Source organism: Synechococcus sp. RC10B2, from assembly GCF_047502635.1.
Window position 1 is genome coordinate 1 of the sequence record NZ_JANSHO010000080.1, and the last position, 18,315, is coordinate 18,315.

General features: G+C 60.7%; 16 protein-coding genes. 4 read left to right on the top strand and 12 right to left on the bottom strand.

The features are described from left to right. On the bottom strand, nt 1-1,288 hold a 1,288-nt coding region (locus NW855_RS12725), incomplete at its 3' end, for an RNA-guided endonuclease InsQ/TnpB family protein (protein ID WP_414508847.1). A gap of 209 nt (nt 1,289-1,497) precedes the next feature. On the opposite strand from NW855_RS12725, the gene mutS reads away from it, so the two are divergent. Continuing rightward, the gene (mutS, locus tag NW855_RS12730) at nt 1,498-4,185 is read left to right on the top strand and encodes a DNA mismatch repair protein MutS (protein WP_414508848.1); all 2,688 of its coding nucleotides are present in this window, start codon (nt 1,498-1,500) and stop codon (nt 4,183-4,185) included. 2 nt (nt 4,186-4,187) lie between these two features. Here the strand turns inward: mutS and NW855_RS12735 are convergent, their stop codons facing one another. Then, nucleotides 4,188-4,844 (bottom strand): cofactor assembly of complex C subunit B, encoded by a 657-nt coding sequence (locus NW855_RS12735; RefSeq protein WP_099813015.1) that lies wholly within the window; start codon nt 4,842-4,844, stop codon nt 4,188-4,190. Between the two features lie 449 nt (nt 4,845-5,293). Here NW855_RS12735 and sigC point away from each other — a divergent pair, with 449 nt between their 5' ends. Then, nucleotides 5,294-6,397, top strand: coding sequence for an RNA polymerase sigma factor SigC (gene sigC / locus NW855_RS12740; protein WP_041439130.1), 1,104 nt, complete (start codon nt 5,294-5,296; stop codon nt 6,395-6,397). A gap of 10 nt (nt 6,398-6,407) precedes the next feature. Here sigC and murJ read toward each other — a convergent pair whose 3' ends face one another. The 6 genes from murJ to NW855_RS12770 all read right to left on the bottom strand — a co-directional run bounded on the left by murJ (nt 6,408) and on the right by NW855_RS12770 (nt 11,967). Continuing rightward, nucleotides 6,408-8,042: a murein biosynthesis integral membrane protein MurJ gene (gene murJ / locus NW855_RS12745; protein WP_011430852.1), complete on the bottom strand. Its 1,635-nt coding sequence runs from the start codon at nt 8,040-8,042 to the stop codon at nt 6,408-6,410. A gap of 165 nt (nt 8,043-8,207) precedes the next feature. Further along, the gene (locus NW855_RS12750; protein ID WP_414402824.1) at nt 8,208-8,573 is read right to left on the bottom strand and encodes a DUF4278 domain-containing protein; all 366 of its coding nucleotides are present in this window, start codon (nt 8,571-8,573) and stop codon (nt 8,208-8,210) included. 213 nt (nt 8,574-8,786) lie between these two features. Next, nucleotides 8,787-9,614 carry a HEAT repeat domain-containing protein gene (locus tag NW855_RS12755; protein WP_099813014.1) on the bottom strand — a complete coding sequence of 276 codons (828 nt, stop codon included), beginning with the start codon at nt 9,612-9,614 and terminating at the stop codon, nt 8,787-8,789. A 32-nt stretch (nt 9,615-9,646) separates the two neighbouring features. Further along, nucleotides 9,647-10,504 carry a phycobilisome rod-core linker polypeptide gene (locus tag NW855_RS12760; protein ID WP_011430855.1) on the bottom strand — a complete coding sequence of 286 codons (858 nt, stop codon included), beginning with the start codon at nt 10,502-10,504 and terminating at the stop codon, nt 9,647-9,649. Nucleotides 10,505-10,778: 274 nt separating this feature from the next. Next, nucleotides 10,779-11,261, bottom strand: coding sequence for a phycocyanin subunit alpha (locus tag NW855_RS12765; protein ID WP_011430856.1), 483 nt, complete (start codon nt 11,259-11,261; stop codon nt 10,779-10,781). Between the two features lie 187 nt (nt 11,262-11,448). Next, nucleotides 11,449-11,967 (bottom strand): phycocyanin subunit beta, encoded by a 519-nt coding sequence (locus tag NW855_RS12770; RefSeq protein WP_011430857.1) that lies wholly within the window; start codon nt 11,965-11,967, stop codon nt 11,449-11,451. 719 nt (nt 11,968-12,686) lie between these two features. On the opposite strand from NW855_RS12770, the gene NW855_RS12775 reads away from it, so the two are divergent. Together NW855_RS12775 and pheS are read left to right on the top strand one after the other, a co-directional pair. Further along, a complete protein-coding gene (locus NW855_RS12775; protein WP_041438454.1) occupies nt 12,687-13,298 on the top strand; it encodes a chromophore lyase CpcT/CpeT in 612 nt (203 codons plus the stop codon). A 151-nt stretch (nt 13,299-13,449) separates the two neighbouring features. Beyond that, nucleotides 13,450-14,451 carry a phenylalanine--tRNA ligase subunit alpha gene (pheS, locus tag NW855_RS12780; protein WP_011430859.1) on the top strand — a complete coding sequence of 334 codons (1,002 nt, stop codon included), beginning with the start codon at nt 13,450-13,452 and terminating at the stop codon, nt 14,449-14,451. A gap of 1 nt (nt 14,452) precedes the next feature. On the opposite strand, the gene NW855_RS12785 is transcribed toward pheS, so the two are convergent. The 4 genes from NW855_RS12785 to NW855_RS12800 form a co-directional block, all read right to left on the bottom strand. After that, nucleotides 14,453-14,746 (bottom strand): PipX family protein, encoded by a 294-nt coding sequence (locus tag NW855_RS12785; RefSeq protein ID WP_414402825.1) that lies wholly within the window; start codon nt 14,744-14,746, stop codon nt 14,453-14,455. A 197-nt stretch (nt 14,747-14,943) separates the two neighbouring features. After that, the gene (locus NW855_RS12790; RefSeq protein ID WP_011430861.1) at nt 14,944-15,528 is read right to left on the bottom strand and encodes a TIGR04376 family protein; all 585 of its coding nucleotides are present in this window, start codon (nt 15,526-15,528) and stop codon (nt 14,944-14,946) included. An 87-nt stretch (nt 15,529-15,615) separates the two neighbouring features. Continuing rightward, nucleotides 15,616-16,359, bottom strand: a complete 744-nt coding sequence (locus NW855_RS12795) for an ABC transporter ATP-binding protein (RefSeq protein WP_011430862.1) — start codon at nt 16,357-16,359, stop codon at nt 15,616-15,618. 59 nt (nt 16,360-16,418) lie between these two features. Further along, entirely contained in the window at nt 16,419-18,185 is a 1,767-nt protein-coding gene (locus NW855_RS12800) for an MBL fold metallo-hydrolase (protein ID WP_099834821.1), read from the bottom strand. Nucleotides 18,186-18,315: the final 130 nt, after the last annotated feature.

Below are 18,315 nucleotides of genomic sequence, written 5' to 3' on the forward strand. Positions count from 1 at the left end.
CCCCCCCTCCCGCCGGCGGTGCCCTCCCCCCCACGCCTCCCCCCCCCCCGCCCCCGGGTTCCCCCCCCTTTTTGGGGGGGGACACAGGGGGGCGGGGGGCAGCGGTTCCCTTATGCCCTAAGGTACCGTTTTGCCATTTCAACCCTAAGACGCTTAACTTAAAGATGCTGAGCCCCAAAAGGCTTAGCCCCTTCTTCAGGATATTCAGAGCTGCATTCTGATCCCTATCCAGCACAAGCAGACACTTGGGGCAAATATGAGTTCGCGTAGACAGAGTCTTAACCACTCTATGCCCACAACCACTACAATCCTGCGTGGTGTATTGAGGCGGCACTGCTACGATTGCCTTGCCCCACACCTTGCCGTAGTAGTCTAGCCAGTGAGTGAATAGCGACCAGCTAGCATCTTGGATCGATTTGGCAAGATGACGATTTTTGACCAAGTTCTTCACCGGCAAGTCCTCATACACCACGATGTCGTTAGACATCACTACGCACCGGGCTAGCTTAATCGCCCAGTCTCTACGCTGGCGCTGGACTTTGAGGTCAATCCTACCTACTCGGTTCTTCTGTTTGTGGTAGTTGTTTGATTGCGGTTTTCTCCCTTTTGCGAACATCCTGCTCAACTTGCGTTGATGCCTTTTTAGCCGCTTCTCGCTGCGGCGCAAAAACTTCGGGCAATTCACGGTATTGCCGTTCTGGTCGGTGTAGAAATGCTTGAGCCCAAGATCAATACCGATAACATTGCCTGTGTATTGTCCTTGCTCCTTGCGGTCTACATCCAGACAGAACTGGGCATAGTACCCATCTGCTCTTCGGATCACCCGCACACGGTTGATTTTGGAGCTCAGGATATCCTGTCTTGCTTCTCCATTGCAGTACAGCGCAAAGGTCCCTGCTCCAAACCCGTCCGTGAAGGTGATAGACAGGCCATCATCAGATAACTTCCAGCCCGATTGCTTGTATTCCACAGACCGGCAATGCTTCTTGAACTGGGGATAGCCTTTCTTCTTTTCGCCCTGCTTGCACCGTCTGTAGAAGTTGGAAATCGATAGCCATGCTCGCTCCGCACTCGCCTGCCGAGCAGCAGAGTTGAGCTTATTCGCAAATGGGAACTCCTTCGCCAAGTCTTTGCAGAAAGCATACAGATGCTTCTTCCCTACCCCCCGATTGTCCATCCAATGGCGCAGGCATTTGTTGCGCACAAACTGTGCGGTGCGGATGGCTTCGTCCAAAGCTTGATACTGCTTTGGCGTCCCGTTGAGGAGTTTGGCTTCCCTGACTAACATGAATCTATTTTATTCTGGGTCTTATCAGATAAAACAATCTGCGCCTTATATCCCTGACCTAAAGGGCGGGGCTTTATGGCGCCGCTTGGTAATCTCCTCTCTTCCGGAGGGAGAGGGGGGAAGATCTCAAATCAAATAGAATGGCCCAAGCCGGTTAGCTTGGGTTGGATGGACCCTGAATTTGGCCCCCTCTTGCAAGCATTGGTGCCATGGCTTCTTCTGCTGAGACCACTTGGGATGCCCTGCAGGTGGATCCCGCCCTGCTCACCCCCATGATGCAGCACTACGTGGAGCTGAAGCGGCAATACCCGCACGCCATTCTGCTCTACCGCCTGGGGGATTTCTACGAGATGTTTTTCCAGGACGCGCAACTGGTGTCGCGGGAGCTGGAGCTGGTGCTCACCGGGCGAGAGGCAGGGGCCATTGGCCGGGTGCCCATGTGCGGGATCCCTTACCACGCCTTCGACCGCTATGCCGCCCAGTTGGTGGCCAAAGGCTACGCCCTGGCCGTCTGCGACCAGATGGAGCCGGCGGATCAGGCCAAAGGCTTGGTGCGGCGGGAAGTGACGCGGGTCATCACCCCCGGCACGGTCATCGAAGAGGAGCTGCTGCAGGCACGGCAAAACAACTACTTGGCCGCCGTGGTCCGCCTGAGAGGCTCCAAGCAAACCCCCTGGGGCCTGGCTTACGCCGACATTTCTACCGGCGAGTTCTGGGTCTGCCAGAGCGAGGGGCAAGAGCAGCTAGAACAGGAGCTGGCCCGGCTGCAGCCGGCGGAGATCCTGCTGCCCACCGAGGAAGGGCTGGGCCTGGGCCTAATTCGGCCTGGGGATCCCCAAGCTCCCCTGGGCCTGCCCGGCCAGTACACCTATACCCTGCGCCCGGCGGAGCCCTTTGAGCTGGCGGTGGCTCGAGAAAACTTGCTACAGACCTATGGCCTGCGCTCTTTGGAGGGCTTGGGCTGCGAGGGGCTGCCCCTGGCAATTCGGGCGGCGGGAGGGCTCTTGCACTACCTGGAGGAGACGCAAAAGAACCTGGTGCAGCCTTCTCCCCAGGGGGGCCATCCCCTCCTACGTCCCCCTCGCACCTACCAGTTGACGGATTACCTCATCTTGGATCCCCAAACCCGCCGCAACTTGGAGCTCACCCAGACCATCCGCGAGGGGGCCTTTGTCGGATCCCTGCTCTGGGTGCTGGATCACAGCCGCACCGCCATGGGAGGACGCACCCTACGCCGCTGGCTGTTGCAGCCTTTGCGAGATCCAGAGCAAATCCGCCTCCGCCAAGACACCATCCAGGAGCTCTTGGAAAGCCCCTCCCTGCGCACCCGCCTGGGATCCCTGCTGGACTCTCTCTACGACCTGGAGCGGCTGGCCAACCGCGTCGCCTCCGGCACCGCCAACCCGCGCGAGCTGGTGGCCCTGGGATCCTCTTTGGGCAAACTGCCCCAGTTGGCCGAGCTGGTGGCCGAAGCCCAAACCCCCCTCCTGCAGAGCCTACAACAGGTGGATCCCGCCCTGGTTGACCTGGGCCGCCGCATCGAGCACACCCTCCTGCCCTCCCCTCCCCCTGTGCTCACCGAAGGGGGGTTGATCCGACCTGGGGTAGATGCCGAGCTGGACAGGCTGCGGCAGCAGGTGGAGCAAGACCGCCAGTGGATTGCCCAGTTGGAGAAAACCGAGCGCGAGCGCACTGGGATCCCCACCCTCAAAGTTGGCTTCAACAAGGCTTTCGGCTACTACATCAGCATCAGCCGCGCCAAGGCCCAGCAGGTGCCAAAAGACTACATCCGCAAGCAGACCCTGACCAACGAAGAGCGCTTCATCACCCCTGAGCTCAAAGAAAAAGAAGCCCGCGTCCTCACCGCTCAGACTGAGATCAACCAGCGGGAATACGAGCTGTTTGTGCACCTGCGCCAAGAGGCAGGATCCCAAGCTGCCGCCATCCGCCAGGTGGCCCAGACCCTGGCCGCCGTCGATGCCCTGTTTGGCTTGGCGGAAGTGGCTGTGCAGCAGGGCTACACCCGTCCCGTAATCACGACCGACCGCCGCCTAGTCATCGAGGAAGGGCGCCATCCGGTGGTGGAGAAGTCTTTGCCCCAGGGCCTATTTGTCCCCAACTCGGTGCGCCTGGGATCCCCCCACGGCCCGGATCTGATTGTCCTCACTGGCCCCAACATGTCGGGCAAATCCACCTATTTGCGGCAGATCGGGCTCATCCAGATCCTGGCCCAGATGGGCAGCTTTGTGCCGGCAAGGCGGGCGGAGCTGGGCTTGTGTGACCGCGTGTTTACCCGCATCGGCGCTGTCGATGACCTGGCCACGGGACAGTCCACCTTCATGGTGGAGATGAACGAGACGGCCAACATCCTCAACCACGCCGGCGAGTGCTCCCTGGTGCTTTTGGACGAGATTGGCCGCGGCACCGCCACCTTCGACGGCCTCTCCATTGCCTGGGCCGTAGCCGAGTACCTGGCCACCCAGGTGCGCGCCCGCACGATCTTTGCCACCCACTACCACGAGCTCAACCAACTGGAAACCCTGCTGCCCAACGTGGCCAACTTCCAGGTGGTGGTCAAAGAGCTCCGGGATCGCATCATCTTTTTGCACCAGGTGCAACCTGGCGGAGCCGACCGCTCCTACGGCATCGAGGTGGGGCGCATGGCCGGCCTGCCCCAGCCGGTGATCGAGCGGGCCAAACAGGTGCTGGCCCTGGTGGAACAACACAGCCGCATCGGCCTCGGCCTGCGCAGCCAGGGGAAAAGCCGCCCTTCTTCAAACAACCCCAAGAAACGGTTCAAGCAAGAATCCAATTCCCGCGGGATACCCGACTGCGATGCCAAGGCTGGGGATCAACTATCCCTGATCCCGACCTCCCTCTACCCCGAGGAGCTCTAGGTCTATCCTCGCTCCGGATCCCGTTCTTCCAGCCCCAAGGTGGCGGCCAGCACCTCCAGCTCCTCCCGCTGCCCCTCCACCCAGAGGTGGGATCCGGGGGGCGGAGCGGCCTCTTGCAGCTTCAGGCGGATCTGCTGCGGGCGGTGGCTGCGCCGCCAGTAGTACCAGCCCGCCCAAGGAGAGGCCAGCAGCAGCGTCCAAGGCCAGGCTCCCCAAGCCGGCTGCAGCATCTGCAGCACCAGGGCCAAACAGGCCAGCCCTGCCCCCGCCAGCCCCGTCAAAAAAACAGCCAACCCCACACTGGCCCGCGCCTGACCCACAAAGGTGGCGATCCCCTCCGGGTCAGCAGATTGCAAGCGATAGGCGCGCCCCTCCAGGTGCTTTCGGAGAAGGGATCCCATTTCTTCCAGGTTGCGACTGCTAAAATAGAGACGAGCTTCGACGCGGTCTTTGCCAGAGGCTCGCAGAAAAAAGAACAGGCCGATGGCCAGCAAGACCGTAAGCAGTAGCGTTGAAATTGTCTCCCCTTGCAAGGAAGAAGAGGCGGCTACTGCCGCACGTGCCTCGGATAGAGAGCCAAAGTTGATGGGCGGCGCAACTGCGATCGGGGCTTTCTCTCCTGACCAGAAAGAAGGAGACTTGGCAAGAAAGCAGTTCATGGAATGCTAGTTTACACGCCTGCTGACCAGTTTAGACTTCTCAGAGGAGCTGGCCGCCCCCTCCTCCAAAGAAAAACCGAGTTGCCACCTCTATCGCTTTGTAGCTCGCATGGGCAAAAAACCCCTTGGAGGGCAGTGCGCTTTTCAGCAACCTCAGTGGCAGTTCAAGAGGAGGGGAGGCTACGCCGGATCTCGTGCCTCTCGGCTGGGAAGTGCAACTATAATAAGTTATGATAAGAGGCTTCTGCTTTACTGACTCTTGTCTCTCTCCCTTTCCAGGGTAGCCTCCTTTAAGAGGGCAGAGCTCTGCAGCGAGGGTTGAGGAGGAGGGTGCCTGCCCCACTCGAGCGATGACGGCGCAAAGCAACCGCTCCAGGGAGACACCAGCCTTAGAGATTTCCTCCCAGTCCTGCCCTTTTGGTTTGCCTGCCTCTGTCGCTGTTTCAGCAATACCTTACATGTCTAACTACGAACCTGAGCTCAACGACATTTTGTTGGATGGCGATCTCCTCGATCCCGCTGAGGAAGCAGAGGTAGATCTGGCCGAGAGCGAGTTTGCAGAAGAGGAGCCAGCTCGCCGCTCCACCGATCTGGTGCGCCTTTATTTGCAGGAGATCGGTCGTGTTCCCCTCCTGGGTCGCGATGAGGAGGTGGCTCTGGCCCAAAGAGTCCAAGACTACATGAAGCTTTTGGATGTGCGCCTGCGCCTGCAGAAAGAGTTGGGACGGGAGCCAACTCTGGCCGAGTGGGCAGCTAGGGCCAACCAGTACCCCGAATGGGCCAACCTCACCCCCGAGAAGCTACAGCAGATCCAGCGAATTGGCAAGCGCGCCAAAGAGCACATGATCAAAGCTAACCTGCGCCTGGTGGTGTCGGTGGCGAAAAAATATCAAAATCGCGGCCTGGAGCTGCTGGACTTGATCCAAGAGGGCACGCTGGGCCTGGAGCGAGCGGTGGAGAAGTTCGATCCCAAGAAGGGCTATCGCTTCAGCACCTACGCCTACTGGTGGATCCGGCAGGGCATCACCCGCGCCATCGCCACCCAGAGCCGCACTATCCGCTTGCCCGTTCACATCACCGAGAAGCTGAACAAGATCAAAAAAGCCCAGCGCAAGCTTTCCCAGGAGAAAGGCCGTACCCCCACCATTGAGGATATTGCTTCCGAGCTGGAGATGACGGTGCCCCAGGTCAGGGAGCTGCTGGTGCGGGTGCCGCGCTCGGTTTCTCTGGAAACCAAGGTGGGCAAAGACAAGGACACTGAGCTGGGGGATCTGCTGGAAACCGACGACATCTCCCCCGAAGAGACGATGATGCGGGAGGCCCTGCATCGCGATCTACAGCAGTTGCTGGCAGATCTCACCAGCCGCGAGCGGGATGTGATCCGCATGCGCTTTGGGTTGGGGGATGGGCGCACCTACTCGCTGGCGGAAATTGGCCGCGCCTTGGATCTGTCGCGGGAGCGGGTACGGCAAATCGAGGCCAAAGCCCTGCAAAAGCTGCGGCAGCCGAAGCGGCGCAACCGAGTGCGAGACTACCTCGAAGCCATCAGCTAGTCGGGCCTGCCTAGGATCTGGATGGAGATCGCTGGCTGGCAATCTTGCTCAGGCGCGTCTGGATCTGGGCTGCCAGCCAGTTCACTTCCGGGATCCGCAGATACAGGGCCCCTGCCGCAAACAAGCTGAGACCGATGCCGGCGGCCAGACCGGCCCAGAGGGCGGCGGTGATTAGAGAAGAGCCGAGAATCTCGTGGGAGCGCAGTTGCGTCCACAGCCAATGGCTGAGGCCCCCGGCCAAGGCGGTGATCCCCAGCAACGGCAGCAGGGCCTGCCCCATCTCCTGCCAGGGGATCTCCGGCAAGCGCTGGTGGAGGCGGATCCCCAGCCCAATCAGAGCCATCAGGTTAACGCCTGCCGTGGCCAAGGCAATGCCCGGTGCTCCAAAGGTTGGCAAAAACAGGAAGTCCAGCAGGGCGTTGAGGCCGATGGCCAGGCCGCTGATGTGCAGGGGCGTAGCCCCATCCTCCAGGGCGTAGAAGATACGCACCAGCACATCCCGCAGCAGGTAACAGGTCATCCCCAGCCCATAAGCCATCAGCAGGGCCGCCACCTCCTGGGTCACCTCCGGCGTAAAGCGACCGCGCTGGTAGGCTACTTGAACGATAGGTTCGGCCAGGGCCACCAGCACCATCGCCAGGGGCAGGGTGAGGATGGCCGTCACCATCAGCCCTTGGCGGATACGCTGGCGCAGCTCCGGCCAGCGGGATCCATCCCCCGCCAGCTGGGCGTAGAGAGGCATCAGGGGCACCAGCACCATGTTGGAGAGGATCCCCAGGGGGGTTTGCACCAAAAGCTGGGCATAGCCCAAGTTGCCGATGGTGCGATCCCCGGGCACGAAGGAGGCAAAAAAGAGATCCACATAGACATTGATGTGGATCATGCCGGAGGAGATCACCGCCGGCAACAGCAGCAGGCCCACCGCCCGCACCGGCGGGGATCCCCACTCAAAGCGCAGCCGCAGCCGCCCCAGCCCCAGCCGCTGCTGCAGCGGCACCTGCGCCAACCACTGGGCGATGGCCCCGATGAGCACCCCCCAGGCCAGCAACGTCGGGATCCCCGTCCATCCCAACGCGAGCAGGATCCCAATGACTGACAAGCTGGAGATCAACGGGCTAAGGGCGGGCAAGAGGTAGTGCTCGGCCGCATTCAGCGCCCCAAAGCCAATGCCAATCCAGCCCGAGAGCAAGGCCAGCGGCGCCATGATCCGCAACTGCTCGGCGGCAAGAGCATGCACTTCGGGGCTGGCCCCTGGTGCGCTCAGGCGCACCACCCAGTCGGCTCCCCACCAGAGGCCCAACGTCACCGCTAAGAGCAGGCAGCCCACCAAGGTAGAAATGGACTCTAGCCAACGGGCCGGATCCTCTCTTCCCGGCTGCTGCTTTTTGAGCACGCTGACGATGGCGCTGTGAAAGGGGCCGTTGATCCCGCCCAGCAAGATCAACAAAAAGCCAGGCAGGACATAGGCTATGCTAAAGGCGCTGTACTCTGTCCCCGAGCCGTAGACTGCCGCGATTAGGGCCTGACGGATAAACCCCATGCCCTTGCTGAGCAGCGTGGCCCCTGCCACCAGCCCTGCTACCGAGAGCAAGGAACGGGGTGGAGAAGACGCGGCGGATGGGATTCGCGGGGCAGACTCTTTCATACCCCTAGCTCCCCACCGCCGCCTTGGCAATGGGCAACTGTCGGGATGCCCTAATCTTCCCAGGATTCACCCACAGGCTCACAGCCGCTACCCCCCTCGCTTCGGCATAGGGCAGCACCATTATCCCGGATTCTCCCGACCTCTGGAGGGAGGGCAAGGCAGAGCTCAGGCCAGCAGTTGTCGCTCCTGCTCCAGTTGCCGCAACAGATGCTCGTCGCCGCGGGCCTGGGCAGCGCGAATGCGCTCTTGTAGTCGCCGCAGCAGGTTTTGCCGATGGGTTTCTTCGACCAAGGTTATAAAGTCCTTGCGCGGGGAAATAGCCGCCGGCACCCTGCTCGCTGCCTTCGCCGCCGGATTGAGGACAAGGCCTCGATACCTCAAGGCAAAAAACTGTGGCAGCGACACAACCGCCGATTGGGCTGGCCAGCTCCACGCCAGGCCCCGGTAGCGCGTTGGCACCTCCTGCCGCTGGCAGGTTGCGGGGGCAGAAGGGACAAAGTCGTGGGCAATGCCCCGGTAGGTCAGTTGCATAGGAAGACTCCCCCAAATAGACTGCGGCGATCTTTAAAGAGCTGAGGAAGAAAGCGACGCCCCTGAGCCAGCTTGTTGAGAGCCGTTAGACAACAGCTTCGGCTTCCTCGGCGCAGCTCAGAGGGTAAGACCCAATTTTATTCTGTATCGGAATTAACAAAATAAGCAGTTGGGTGTCAACTTTGGGTCGAGGTCGTCTCCCTATCCAGAGAATTAGAGCAGCTCGTCGATTAGCCGTAGCACCTGGTGCAGGTCGGTGCCGGCCTCTTTTCCCCGTCTGAGGTTCAGCTCCACCAACTGCTTGAGGGCGAGCAGCTTGATATTGGCCTCCACCGCTGCCGCTGCCATGGCTTGGGCCGCCGGCAGATAGCCGCTGGCCCCCAGATCCAGCAGGGCAGCCCGCCGCAGATGGATGTTGGGGTGGCTCAACACCGACAGTAGCGGTTGGACAAAAGTGGGATCCCCTGTCAGCCGGTAACAGGCCCGCGCTGCCGCGCATTGGAGGCGAATTGAGGGGTGCTCTAGGTAAGGGCGGATCTGCCCCAGGGCGGCAGCCACCTGCAACTGTCCAAGCGCCTCGATCAAAGCCTCCAAGGCGGCAGGCGCTTCTGTCTGCAGACCCTGCTCCACCCAGCGCAGCCCTTCGAGCAACGCCACTCCCAGCTCTTCGGCTTGCCTGGGATCCCGATCCAGATTATTGGCTAGGGCGATCTCCACCAGCGCCTGAGCTGCTGCTGCCACCACTTGGCCATCGGAGCAGCGTAAAGCCTCTTTCAGAGCCGGGATCCCAGCAGGGGAGGCCACCTTGCCCAGGGCACGGGCGGCGTTGCGCCGCAGCGGATATCCCCCCTGCGTGGTGCGATCTGTCTCATCGGCCAAGGCTTCGATCAGGGCCGGGATCCCTTCGGGGATGCGCATGCGCCCCAGCCACCAAGCCGCGTAGTAACGTTCCCCCGGATCCCCATGGCGCAGCTTGGCGATCTGGCCAGCGGGGGTGAGGTCGGCGGCCGGAGGGAGATCTGAAGGAACAGCCGTGGTCATAGCATCAACAGGCCAGAGCGCCTGCAGAGGCCTCAAGCGCTGCGGACGCTGACGATCTTGGCGCCCGACTTGAGCAGCCGCTGCATCGTCGCCGAGAGCTGATCGGCAGAGACAAAGATCTGCTGGTTGGATTTGCGCACCCGGCTGGAGGTGGCCAGGGCCGAGGGCGGGTTAAGCAGCCGCGTCACCTCAATGCAGAACATGCGATCGGACTGGCCCGTTGGCGGCCCCAAGTGTTTGGTAATGGGGCTGGGGGGCAGCAGCCCCCGCACCCCGATGCGGCGGATGGCCGGGGTAAAGCCGGTGGCGAGGGGTACCATCAAGCGCGGCCTGCGCCCCTGGGAACGGTCGTTGTTGGCGTAGCCCCCGTAGAGGGCAAAAAGGTTGGTGAAGTCGCGGGTGGTATGGGCCTTGCGATATTCAAACCCGCGCGGATAGGGGACGATGTTGTCGCCAAAGGCTTCCAGGTATTCTGGGCTGTCGATGTAGGAATCGATCTCCGCGCTGTGGCCCCCAGCGTGGTAGATGTCCAGGTGTCGGGCAATATCCTTAGGGCTGGTGGGAGCTCGCCCCAGCAGGTGCTTGAAGTTGAGCTCGATGGCGCGGGTCTGGGAGTTAGGGTACAAAAACCGCCTCTTGTAGGCTTCGGACTTGGCGATTAAGCGCACAAACTCCCGCACCGTCAGGCTGCCCCGCCGTAGCAGCGATTCCGCACTGGCCAGCTCCTTCCTGTCTGCGCCAAACAGGTGATCGTTACCCAGCACCTGGCGATAGATGGCCCGCAGGATCGCATTGAGCTGATCCTGGCTGGCATTAGGGCGCAATTCTAAGGGAGTCGTCTCTGTAATGCCCCGGATCCCCATTCGGCTTGCCGCTGTGATTCCACTCATGTTAATTCCTCATGATGAAACTGGCTGGATTAACTTTGAAAAAAGCTTGAAAAGGCTGCTTGGGTTCACCTCTCAACTCAACAACCCTCAGCAGCACAAATATGGGGTTGAAGCGAGAGCAACAGCGGCGCTTTTCCCTCTGGGGGAGAGATCCTCAGACCCAACCGGCCAAAGGGATCCCTTTCTCGCCACCGTTGCCCTCGACAACCTTTCTTCGCTATCCCCCTCAAGCGCCGGGCTGGCCACCTTTTTGGGGGATCCCAAGCTGCAGAACCTAGCTGAGCGCGTTGATGGCGTAGTCGATGTAGGTGTTGGCTTCGGTGGCCGCTTGCCCCGTCAGGCCATGGTTGGCTTTGATGTAGCGTAGCGCTTCGATAAACCAACTGGGGGAGAGTTCAAAAGCGGCGTTGATCTCGCGGATCCCGGCCAACTGATACTCGTCCAACGGGCCGGTGCCACCGGCTACCAAGCAGTAGGTGATGTAGCGCAGGTAGTGGCGCACGTCGCGGGCGCACTTGTCTTTGCCCGCTTGGGTGTGGCATTGTCCCCCAGGCTGAGTGGTATAGGGGAACTTGGCATAGACGGCCTCGGTGGCGCCGCGCACCAGCTCTTCGGCACGGCTGCTCAGGACACGGGCAGCTTCCATGCTGGCGGCAGCCCGCTGAAAACGGCCGTTGATGGCCTGCAACTCGCTGTTGCTCAGATAGCGCCCCTGGCTATCCGCGGTAGCAATGGCATCGACAATAGGGGTTTGCATGATTCAAAACGCTCCTTTACTTAAGCTCAACGCAAAAATCCAACACTGCAAAAGCGGCTTAACTGCAAAATGACTGCAAAAAAGGTTGTCTTCTCAGGGATCCCAGGCCAACCCGAGTTGAACTCCACGGCGGCCTTCACCCTAGGATCCGACTGTTCCAGGCAAAGCGATGGAGATTCCGGCCCTATCAGACCACGGCAGCAGCGGCGCGATCGAAGTAGGACTCGATTTCGGCGATCAAAGCGCTGCAATCACCCCGGGTGATGCCGTTGGGATCGCTCACCACCGCCACCGCAGCTTTTTTCATTTTTTGAATGCCGTTGGCCACAGAGCTGCCAGGGGTGCCCAGCGCCTGATAGGTTTCCCGCAAGCCGTTCAAGCAGCGCTCGTCCAGCACGCTGGGGTCAGCGGCTGCCACTGCATAGGTGATGTAGCGGAGGATGATATCCATATCCCGCATACAGGCGGCCACGTTGCGGCTGGGATAAGCAGGGCCGCCGGGAGCGTTCAAATTGGGCTCCTCGGCAAACAACTGACGGATGGCATCGGTCACAATTTTAGAAGCGTTGCTGGTGAGGCGGTTCACGGCGTCCAAGCGCTTGTTCCCCTCGGCAATCACCTGCTGCAGAGCCGCAAACTCGTTTTCTCCCAAGAAAGCGCCTTTGGAATCAGCTTGCGCAACAACTTTGCCAAATACATCGTTCATGGCTTTAAATCTCCTAGCGAAAGCAAAAGAGGTTATGAATCGTCACTCCCTGCCGCGGAAGTGGAAGCTCCCGCCAGCCAGGAATGCAGCAATGCCCCGATCCCTGATGCCGACCGGCACCGTTGGCACAGCTCCTTGTCCCAACAGACCTGCCCACGGGATCAAAGCCCGTAGAAACAAGATGGGCAAGCTAATCCTCGACCCACCTCCAGTCAAACGGCCTCGCAGGCGAAGCCGCTTGCCGACACATGTCAACGGATCCCGCTTCTTAAAGATCCTCCACTGCCGACAACCTGAACTGGACAGATGAGGAAAATCTGGCTCGCCTTGTTTCCAGTCTTTTTCTATCGCGAGGACAGGGAGCGATTGAATCAAAAAATGTAAAGGGACTTTACTTGCCGCAAAAAGTCTTGGATCCTCATCCAGACGGGCAATCCCGCCCTCTTCTCTCCATCCTTCAGGGCCTTAGTTTTTACAGAAAAAAATGTTACTTTACACAGCTTTACGACATGAAGAAAAATATAAACCGTGATTGTGGCTTTCGGCCAAGAGGCAAGCCCGCTTCAGTATCCACGCAAACCTTCTCATAAAGGATACATAATTTAACATTTGTGGAACCTCCTCGGCAGAGCAGAGGTTAGGGGAAAATCTGAGCAGGTTTTCATCGACCGCCTGGGATTTTCGGTATAAGTCCCTACGGTATTTCTGGATGCGTGGTTATGTCGAACTGGTTGGAGTCCACCTCTTCCCCTGAGCTGTTGCAGATGGCACGTTGGCTGGCGGGAGACTTCAGCAACCAAGAGCAAGCCTGGGAGAACCCACCTTTTTTTGCCTCGATCCGGGTGGCCTATCGCCCCTTGCCAACTGCTGTGCTGGGGGGAATCGGCTTTTATGTGGAGCAGGCTTACAGCGGCCATTTGGAGGAGCCCTATCGTCAGGCAGTGGTGGAACTCACTCAAGTGGGGGACGGGATCGTGATCCGCAACTACCGTCCTCTGCAGCCGCAGCGGTGGCGGGGGTGTGCTCGGGGGAGGGCGGAGCAACTCAGCCAACTGAGCGCTGCCGATCTGGCCTACCTGCCGGGGTGTGATGTGCAGGTGAAGAGGCAGGGATCCCTTTTTGTCGGCGTGACGGAGCCGGGTTGCCGCTGTTGCGTGGTGCGCAACGGTCAAACCACCTATTTGCAGACCACCTTGCACCTGAGCGAGAACGAGTTTTGCAGCCACGATCGCGGCATGGATCCGGTTACCCACCGCCAGGTGTGGGGAGCTGTGGCCGGCCCTTTTCGCTTTCGCAAGGTTGTCGATTGGCAGGCGGAGCTGCTGCAGTAGGTGGGAAGAGAATCCCTTGCCAATCTCGGCGCCGTCGGTGAAAGATGATACTTTGGGAGAAAGCAACTGCGGCCCGCTACATGTCCAATAGGGATCCTTGTCTGCCGGCTGCTCGGCAACGCTGACGCGAATGTGCGAATGAACTTTCCCCATGCAAGACGAACGAGACACGCTTCGCCAACAGCTTCTCACCCTCCAAGGTGAGGCGCTTGCCCAGGTGGCGCAGGCCGCCGATCTGGACGCCTTGGAGCAGATCCGCATCGACTATCTGGGCAAGAAGGGGAAGCTCTCCAAGATCTTGGGGGGCATGGGGAAGCTGCCCCCGGAAGAACGGCCTGCCATTGGCGCTTTGGCCAACACCTTCAAAGAGGCCCTGCAATCTAGGCTGGATGAGCGCAAACGGGCCCTGGCCGAAGCTCAGCTCCAGGCTCGCCTGGAGGCGGAGCGGCTGGACGTCACTATGCCGGGGCCGCGCCGGCCTCTAGGGCGGATTCACCCTTTGCAGGCCACCATCGACCGCATGCTCGATATCTTTGTGGGGATGGGCTACACGGTGGTCCACGGCCCGGAGATCGAGACAGAGTACTACAACTTCGAGGCCCTCAACACCCCCGCCGACCACCCGGCGCGGGACATGCAGGATACCCTCTATTTGGAAAAGGGCTATCTGATGCGCACCCAAACCTCTTCGGTGCAGGTGCGTTATATGGAGCAACACCAGCCGCCCCTGCGCATTGTGCATGCCGGGCGAGTGATGCGCCGCGACAGTGTCGATGCCACCCACTCGGCTGTGTTTCACCAAATGGAAATCTTGGCGGTGGGCCAGAACCTCACCTTTTGCGACCTGAAGGGCACCCTCAAGGAGTTTGTCACTCGCCTGTTGGGTCAGCGAGAAACCCGCTTCCGGCCCAGCTATTTTCCGTTCACGGAGCCTTCTGCCGAGATGGATGTGCGTTTTGGCTCCAAGTGGCTGGAAATTTTTGGCTGCGGCATGGTGGATCCCAATGTATTTCAGGCGGTCGGCTATGACCCGGAGCGCTACACCGGCTTTGCGGCAGGGATCGGCGTTGAGCGGGTGGCCATGCTCTTACATGGCATTCAAGATATCCGCCTGTTCTACAGCAGCGACCTGCGCTTTTTGTCGCAATTTTAGGTCAAGAGAAGGTGCGTTTGTAAACCAACTGCAGGTGCTCCAGCTCGTCTTTGCGATTGGCGCGGCGCAACAGGCGCATTTGTTCTTCGATGACCTGGCGGGCTTCGTTGCGGCTAATCGGGTCAAAGACCAATTCTTCCAGAGCAGAGGGGTCGTCGTCAGCGGGGGGCTTGAAGTAGACCCGAAAAAACAGCCGTTGGGCATAAAGGGTGGTGAAGATGGCCTCACCTTCGTTAACCCGACACAGGCCGTAGAGCAAACCAAATGTAGGGTGATTTAGATAGAGCTCATTCATGCCCAATAGCGTACCACTCTTGGTGGAGAAGAGGGGCTTTCCTTCTCGTTCGGTGGCCGAGAAAGTTGCCGAAACGATTTCGCTCCGGCTCTTGAGACCGAGAGCGCAAATCGTAGGTTCCACCCAGCTTGATTTTGGTTCGGCTGTTGCAACTGGATTCGAGGTTAACAGAGTTTTTTTAGACACAGGCCAGGCTGCTACCGCCGCTGCTGTTCCCCCACCTTTTTCTTCATGTCATGCAATTCCTTCTCTACCTCTAGCCGCATCTCCAGCCGGCGAAATTCCTCCTCCAACTTATCTTCCTCAAACGGTTTTCCCCAGGGGCTGAAGCCCCAAGCCGGCTCGGCGGCAGTTTTGGCTTGGGCGGCCTTGACTTCTTGCAGCTTGGTTTTCACCTCTTGGCGGCGCCGGGCAATTTGCGGCAGCAGAGCTTCCAGTTGCTGGATTTTCTCCTCCAGAGCCTTCCCTTGGTTGAACAACCGGCTTCCTTTCTCCAAAAGCTCGGCTTCCCGTCGACGCGCCCCTTCGGCCAGGTCGGGGCGGTTGGCCCGCTCGGCTTTTTCGATGCGAAAGTGCCAGGTCTTGATCTCCTCGCCCAGCTTGGCGAGAGCTTCGCTCAGGGCTTGCTTCTGGGCCAAGCTTTCCTGCCGCAGCCGTCGAGTTTCTTCTTCCTGCTGGCGCAACTGCTCGTCGAGGGCTTGCAACTCGATCTCTGGGTGGGCTTTGAGGAATTCCTCTAGGCGGGTCTCCAAAAATCGGATGATATCTTCGATCAATTTCATGGGCCGATCCTCACTGGCCGAGCGCTCAGTTGCGTTTAGGCTAGCGCAAGCCGGCTCGTTCCCGATAGGCCCCCGTTGGATCGCAGCCTAGACCAGCAAATGCCCATCGGCAACGCGGATGATGCGCTGGGCGGCCTGGGCCACTTCCAGGTCATGGGTAACCACGACAAGGGTAATGCCCTGGCGGTGCAGCTCGGCAAAGAGGTTGAGCACTTCCTGGCCGGTGCGGCTGTCCAGGGCTCCTGTAGGCTCGTCAGCCAACAACAGTTGTGGCCGGTTGACGATGGCACGGGCGATGGCCACCCGCTGCTGCTGGCCGCCGGAGAGTTGAGCCGGGCGCTGGTGCAGCTTGCTCCCCAAGCCCACTTGTTCTAAAGCTTGCTTGGCCCGCCGGCGTTGCTCTGGCTCCGGGATCCCGGCGTAGGCCAGGGGCAGCATCACGTTCTCCAGAGCCGTCAAGAGGGGCAGGAGGTGAAACTGCTGGAAGACAAAGCCAATCTTTTGGTTGCGAATCCGGGCCAGCTCCCGATCCGTCAGAGTAGAGACTTCCACGCCGTCCAGCCAGTAGCGCCCTGAGCTGGGCCGATCCAGGCAGCCCATGAGGTTCATCAGGGTGGACTTGCCGGAGCCAGAGGGCCCCATGATGGCGCAATACTCCCCTGCCTCGATCGCCAAGTCGATATCGTAGAGGGCCTGAAAGCTGCCTTCCGGCAGTGGGTAGACTTTGTTCACCCCGACCATTTGCACCACGGGCAGGTGGGGTGTGGTAGGGCGCTCCAGGGATCCGACCAGCCCCTGGCGACGATCTGCCCAGGGTTGTTGCTCAAGCATGGTGGGTACCGCGACTGGCCCCATTCTAGCCTTTGGGCTGCTGGGGCTTCGGGGGCTGACTAACCGGAAGAGCGGATTTCCAGCGGCTGATGGTAGGGACAGCTTCCTTGCGGATCCACCCGGAGGCGGTAGAGGGGGGAGCGCTCTTGGTCGCAGCGAAAGGCTTGGGCTTGTGAGGTTAAGATCTGGCGGGCAAAGCGGCAGTTCTGGCACTTTCTGCCACCGTTATCGGTGGAGGCAGAAGGCTGTTTTGGACGCGGCACGATTCCTGCTGGTGCGGGGGCGGCCCCTGCCGGGCGGATCAGCTCCCGCGGCGAAAGGCCGCGCAACACCAGTTCGGATCCCTGCCAGCGGGCCTCCACCAAGCCAGTCTCAGCCCAGGCGGCCCAGCGGGGATCCTGGGCAATCTGAGGGGGCAGCCGTACCTGTACGCCGGCCAAGGCGCGGGGCGAGCCCTGTTCCTGCCAGATCTCTTCCACCTCCCCCTCGTAGCGCAAGGCGGGATCCCTGGGAAATTCTGACGGCTTGACTTGGGTTTGCAGGCGGCCGTCGGGCAGCTCCAACCAATGGCCGGGTTGGGGGCAGTGGACATGGTAACGGTTGCACAGCTCCGGCAGATCCGCCAGATCCTGCGCCTGCTGGGGGCTGGCGTGCACCAAGACCACATGTTGGGGGCGAAAGGTGTGGACGATCTGGGTCAGATGCCCAACGTCGTTGTGGCTGTGCCAAGCCAGCCACTCCACTCCGATGCGGGAGCGCAGCGGCGCTGGCCATTGGTCAAAGGGGGTGGCCAGCTCCACTTCCGGCAGCCGCACCAGCAGACAGGAGCGCTGCGGCTGGGCCAGCAAGCGCGACCAGATGGGATCCCAGGCTTCAGGCCCGGCATCGGCATCGCACAGCAACAGGCCCTGGGGCAGGGGATCCGCCTCCGTGAGGGGCTGCACCCGCGGCTGCAGGCGGTCTTCCCAGAACAAGGGCTGATAGGTGGCGAAATTGCGCACCGGCTCCGGCAGGTAGGGGAGCAAGCGTTCGTAGAGGTTGCAGCCTGCCGCCAGCCCCGGCGCCACCCACACGGTCAGCTCTTGGGAAGCCTGGGTAAAGCGGTGGTGGGCTTTGAGGAGGAAGAGCAGCTCCTGCCCCAGCCCCAACACCGGCAGCGGAAACAGCACCGTCTGCCCTGCTGCCAAGGCGCTGATCAGACGCTCCAGCAGGCGGTTTTCCAGATGGCGACGGGGCGGATGGCGAGTGGATCCCAGCGAGGCTTCGATGAGCAGCACGTCCGGCTGCCAATGGCGCAAAGCGGTGAGATCCAAGCCGGGGGCAAAGCGGGTTGAGGCCAGGGAACAGTCGCCGGTGTAGACGCAGGTTTGGGCCGGAGTGGTCTGGGTATTTTGCAGCAGGGTTGCCGCTGCTCCCGGCAGGTGCCCGGCTGTGAAAAAGGTGAGCATCAGATGGGGCAGGATCTCTCGTGCCTGGCCAAAGGGCAGTGCCCGAAAGGGAGGAAAGCGAATTTCCCGGTCGTAGCCCGGCCAAACGCCCCGCTCCCACAGGCCGCCCGCCAAGTGGGCGGTCAGGGGAGTGGCATAGATAGGCACCTGCGGGTAGCGACGATAAAAGGCGGGCAGCCCCTGCAGGTGGTCAAAGTGAGCATGGCTGCAGATCACCGCATCCGGGATCCCTGGCAGGGCCTTGAAGAGGGAGGAAGCAGGCAAACCGCAATCGAGGAGCAAGCGGTGGGATCCCATCTCCAGCCAGTAGGCACAGCCCTGCCGGCGGGGATCCGTGCCCAGGGGAAACAGTCGAAGGGGGGGTCTTTCTGACTCCACAGAGGTGTTGTTTTTAAGCTAGAAGACCACGCTCAATCCTGCAAACCACAAGGGCGGCTCGGCCAGGGATCGCCCCTCCCCCTCCGTACACCTCCCGGAAAGGCAGGGGCAACCTCTGCCGATCTAGCTA

Bases quoted from the DNA above. Each gene is read 5' to 3' on its own strand.
- mutS (WP_414508848.1), top strand. From the start codon at position 1,498: ATGGCTTCTTCTGCTGAGACCACTTGGGATGCCCTGCAGGTGGATCCC.
- NW855_RS12735 (WP_099813015.1), bottom strand. From the start codon at position 4,844: ATGAACTGCTTTCTTGCCAAGTCTCCTTCTTTCTGGTCAGGAGAGAAA.
- murJ (WP_011430852.1), bottom strand. From the start codon at position 8,042: ATGAAAGAGTCTGCCCCGCGAATCCCATCCGCCGCGTCTTCTCCACCC.
- NW855_RS12750 (WP_414402824.1), bottom strand. From the start codon at position 8,573: ATGCAACTGACCTACCGGGGCATTGCCCACGACTTTGTCCCTTCTGCC.
- NW855_RS12755 (WP_099813014.1), bottom strand. From the start codon at position 9,614: ATGACCACGGCTGTTCCTTCAGATCTCCCTCCGGCCGCCGACCTCACC.
- NW855_RS12760 (WP_011430855.1), bottom strand. From the start codon at position 10,504: ATGAGTGGAATCACAGCGGCAAGCCGAATGGGGATCCGGGGCATTACA.
- NW855_RS12765 (WP_011430856.1), bottom strand. From the start codon at position 11,261: ATGCAAACCCCTATTGTCGATGCCATTGCTACCGCGGATAGCCAGGGG.
- NW855_RS12770 (WP_011430857.1), bottom strand. From the start codon at position 11,967: ATGAACGATGTATTTGGCAAAGTTGTTGCGCAAGCTGATTCCAAAGGC.
- NW855_RS12775 (WP_041438454.1), top strand. From the start codon at position 12,687: ATGTCGAACTGGTTGGAGTCCACCTCTTCCCCTGAGCTGTTGCAGATG.
- pheS (WP_011430859.1), top strand. From the start codon at position 13,450: ATGCAAGACGAACGAGACACGCTTCGCCAACAGCTTCTCACCCTCCAA.
- NW855_RS12785 (WP_414402825.1), bottom strand. From the start codon at position 14,746: ATGAATGAGCTCTATCTAAATCACCCTACATTTGGTTTGCTCTACGGC.
- NW855_RS12790 (WP_011430861.1), bottom strand. From the start codon at position 15,528: ATGAAATTGATCGAAGATATCATCCGATTTTTGGAGACCCGCCTAGAG.
- NW855_RS12795 (WP_011430862.1), bottom strand. From the start codon at position 16,359: ATGCTTGAGCAACAACCCTGGGCAGATCGTCGCCAGGGGCTGGTCGGA.